The following is a 3,507-nucleotide window of genomic DNA, read 5'->3' on the forward strand; positions in this document are numbered from 1 at the left end:
AGTCTCAAACGCGTTCATTACTATGTCTTTTATTAGCTGTGCTTCATCGTCTAGTTTTTCCAACAACCCATTTACCACACCTAAAAACAGCTCTTTTGCTATTAAAATCTCAGGGCCAAAACTTATGTCGTCAGCAACACCAACCTTTACACGGCTTTTGCCATCAAACGAGGTTAGAGTAATGTTGCCCTTGGCTCCGCCAATCTCAACGTTGTAGCTATGGGCCATATCCGCAATAAAATCGTTTACTTGCGAATACACGCCGCGTTTAAAATTCTCATGCTCTGCATTTAGCTGCTTTGCACGCTGCACCAGCTCTAACACCAGCGTATTTTGCGCTTTGTCGTTGTCGCTCACTTTGCTAGCTGGGACTTTGTAACCACTTCGATTCGTATAAAATTCTTGTTCCATCATTTCACCTACTGCATTGAAAGTTTTTGTTGAGATTGACCATTAACAGGCCGATTGATTGAATGCTTTTTGCCTGCGCTAAAGCCGTCACTTACTGCATTGCCTACGTTGGCTTTTTTACCCCTTTGCATGGCTTTACAGTCTGTTAAATCGGGGTAATGCTTTGCTTTATAGACTGCAACTAACGCCGACTCGCTTTCGCTCAGTGCAAAATCGTTAACTTGCTGGCTTACGCCATAAATCCAGCCCAGCGCAAATTGGTCGCCTCTTGCCACTTTAGTAGCGCGTTTACACTGCTTAGGCTGTTGTTTTACATAGTTGCTGCGTTCAGATTTTAACTTTGCGAACAACACCTCCCAGCAATAGCCCGCCAGTTCTGGCTGTGGTACCACACCAATAAAACGAACGTCACTACCCGTAAAACTGCGCGATATAACCACTTCAACGCCAAACGCCCGAATTATTAAATTGAGCAATTTGGCCTGATAATTCACAACCCGATTAACGCCAAATGCAAAGCGGCGTTCTTCAATGTTGCTCATGTTTACATCTTCAGCACTTATGCGGTGTTTATTCATCAATGCTTGTGCTTGGCGCATAGCTGCGGCGGCTTCGTTCTCATTCGTGGCAGATTTAGCCAGCGCCAAACACTTTTTGATTTTGTCTAAAATACGCTTATCCACGGGGCACCACCTGCTGAACTTTATAAAACTTAACTGAGTTGCATTTGGGGCACGCGGGGCTGAGTTGAGCACCCACATAAACCATTGCTTTGTCGCTTTCATTACCCACCCAACCACAATGGTGGTTTGCACATGAGTAACCAGGTTCGGGGGTTGTGATCACAAATTCCCGGTGCTTTTTGCCGAATACTTGGCCCCAGTCTTTAACCTCAACCGCGTTGTTGCTCGTCAGCATGTCTTGCATTTTGCTGTCGTCGGCCAGTAGCTTGTCGGCCTCGGCTTTGGGTAGCGTGACTTGTTTTGTGATCTTGACGTTCGCAACGCCTGTGAGTGTGATTTCTACGTGTGCGCTCATGGTTAAACCCTCTGTACAAATTTTTCGTCGATATGCTTTTGCCCAGCGTTAGCAGCCATGTTGAGCGTGTGGGCCAGCCAGTTATTGATTCTTAGAGGGTACGTTTGATCAAACTTTTCATCGTCAAACCCTATACCTTTACCCACTTTGCCATAGCACTTTCCTTTAATTGCACTTAGCGCATCTTCAGTAAAAATCTTGTCTACATCGACCCCAACACGATTAAATTTGTGTCGCATGTAGTTAATCGCATCAAACCCTAGCGGTTTTAATCGGATCTCATTGATACGCCAGCCAAAATGGCGCATAGAATGTGCTTGAACTTTGGTTCGTAACTCTGGTTGGCCTATCAAAACAATGCCAATCACGCGTTTGAAACTGGCGGTAATCTCCCAAATTTTCTTAATCTGTTTGATTACTTTTGGCGGTAACTGATCCGCTTCATCTATAACCAGTAGATTTTTAAAACCGCCTCGGCTACGTTCAATTAGCGCTTTTTTTATGTCGTCGTCTCGTACTTCTGCACTGCTTGCCGCTTTAATGCCTAACCCTCGGCACATAGCTCTGGCAACAACGTCAGTTGTGATCTCTTCACTATTTAAACGTGACGGCTCCATGATCAGAATGTCTGTAAACTCTTGGTTTACTTTGTGCTCAAATAATCTATAAATCATTGATTTACCACTGCCACATTCTCCCGTCATCGTTACCATTGAGTTAGCTCTAGCTGCGCTGATCAACTCTTCAATGTTTTTCAAATGAGCATCTACGAGAAAAAAGTCCTCTTCCGACTCAAATTCATCATTAAACGGGTCTCGTCGTATATTAAAAAAATCCATCGTTCCTGCGGTTAACTGGGCTTTTAACATCTCTTCTTCCTCCGATTTTGGTTTGCTTGGTTGCTTTGGCTCATCCCAACCAAACAAACCAGATAGCTGATCGTCAGTTGCGCCGTGCGCCCGTAAATACTCTGTAATATGTTGTTCAATCTCGGCCCGCTTACAGTGTTTGGGCCACTCGTTTTGTGTTTTTAAACGGCTCAGGCTGGTTGTGCTAAATTTGAGTCCTTTGGCCGCCAGTGCCCTTACAACTTGGGCTTGTTTTATGCTCAGTACATCAAATACAACGCTGAGCTTTGTTTGTTTTGCCACGGATTATCTCGCTAACTTATACACTGGGGTTTCCGCTATCCCGTTGTGCAACTGCTCCAATACGTTATTTAATTCCGTTTCAACAACTACTAGGCTTTGCAGCCATTCAACTTCTGTTGGTCTTAATGCGCGGCCTAATCGCTCGGCCACAATTATGCGCAGGTCAAGTTCGTCTAAAACTTTGCCCTTGCGCTTTGGTGCTTGAGTAATTTGTTTAGCGATTGGGCTGTTGGCTTCTATGGTTTCGCCCCTTGGTGTTATCCGCGTTTCGTGCTCAACGTCTTGTAAATGAGAATGCGTAACCAACTTACCGTTGAACGGTGCCGCTTTGGCTTTTTTGGCTTTCGCTATCTCATCGTCGCTCATATTGGGGTATGCCAGCCTGTCTGCTGCTTTTATTGCCAACTGTGTTGCATTGTCTGCGTGGTTTGCATAGCGCTCACCAATTACTGGGGCATCAATGCGGAACCCTGCAACGTCAAATTCAAGTGGCTTAACTTGATGGTAAACAACATCACCCAATGGGGTTTTAATGCCCACCATCAAATCAGGTGACTCGCCCACAATCACAGGGCTAACCTCAACAGTCATACCGTTGAGGATGTGTTCAAGCTGCGATACGTCATACACCAGTTGCGATTTAGTAACGGGGTGGCGATAGGTCACAGTTAAGTCACCTTTTACCTTGCGGGTTTCACCATCTTTGGTAAGCAGCAAGCGGCAAATTTGCTCGTCAGGCAATTGGCGCAAACGGTGCCTATATTCAGGCTGGTAAATCATTAGCCAAACATCTAATCGCGGCATTTTGTGCCGAGTATGCTTGCAGTTTTGCTCGTCAATTTTGTCGGCGTTGTATGCCTCTTGCCATGCCCACACTGTGGCGTTTAACTCGTCAACACTGCTAACT

General features: G+C 45.3%; 4 protein-coding genes and 1 pseudogene. All 5 read right to left on the reverse strand.

Features of this window, described 5'->3' with window-relative positions; all coding sequences use genetic code 11:
* Nucleotides 1-411, reverse strand: a 411-nt coding sequence (locus SANK73390_RS10915; RefSeq protein WP_462766055.1) for a DUF3164 family protein, incomplete at its 3' end; no start/stop codon positions are given.
* 8 nt (nt 412-419) lie between these two features.
* Nucleotides 420-1,094, reverse strand: a complete 675-nt coding sequence (locus SANK73390_RS10920) for a DUF7168 domain-containing protein (RefSeq protein ID WP_462766056.1) — start codon at nt 1,092-1,094, stop codon at nt 420-422.
* The gene (locus SANK73390_RS10925) at nt 1,087-1,449 is read right to left on the reverse strand and encodes a hypothetical protein (RefSeq protein WP_462766057.1); all 363 of its coding nucleotides are present in this window, start codon (nt 1,447-1,449) and stop codon (nt 1,087-1,089) included. The genes SANK73390_RS10920 and SANK73390_RS10925 overlap by 8 nt, the downstream gene beginning before the upstream one ends.
* 2 nt (nt 1,450-1,451) lie before the next feature.
* The gene (locus SANK73390_RS10930) at nt 1,452-2,600 is read right to left on the reverse strand and encodes an ExeA family protein (protein WP_462766058.1); all 1,149 of its coding nucleotides are present in this window, start codon (nt 2,598-2,600) and stop codon (nt 1,452-1,454) included.
* 3 nt (nt 2,601-2,603) lie between these two features.
* A pseudogene (locus tag SANK73390_RS10935) lies at nt 2,604-3,507 on the reverse strand (hypothetical protein); the annotation flags it as partial.

The sequence above is a fragment of the Pseudoalteromonas sp. SANK 73390 genome, assembly GCF_054966645.1.

What these genes read in the sequence shown, in the direction of transcription:
- SANK73390_RS10925 (WP_462766057.1), bottom strand. Translation starts at nt 1,449, where the DNA reads ATGAGCGCACACGTAGAAATCACACTCACAGGCGTTGCGAACGTCAAG.